Origin of the sequence: Clostridium sp. DFI.1.208, from assembly GCF_024463855.1 — a bacterium.
Classification (GTDB): domain Bacteria; phylum Bacillota_I; class Bacilli_A; order Erysipelotrichales; family Erysipelotrichaceae; genus Clostridium_AQ.
On the sequence record NZ_JANGCA010000348.1, the window covers coordinates 1 to 255 of the forward strand.

At 40.4% G+C, this 255-nt stretch carries 1 protein-coding gene; it reads right to left on the bottom strand.

All coding sequences use genetic code 11. From position 1 onward, the window contains the following. The coding region (locus NE665_RS24635; protein ID WP_256302797.1) for a replication initiation factor domain-containing protein at positions 1-255 on the bottom strand (255 nt) is incomplete at both ends.

A 255-nucleotide genomic window follows, 5' to 3' on the forward strand; every position in this document is an offset into this window, starting at 1 on the left:
CAAGTTCCAGCGGTCTGTCTTTGAATGTCATGGCAAAAACATGAGCCTTATCATCACGCAGTTGCATTTCTGTCCGTTTCCAACTGCCGACTTCATCAAGTGTCTTATTATGTTTTGAACAGACTTCCTTATCCTTATCATAAAAGCGGTAGGATAATCCCGATTTACCAGCACCGATATAAACAGTCTTTGCGGTGTCGAAATCATCAAACTTGCTTTCGTCAAAGTGGTAGCCCTCACTATTAGAAATAAATT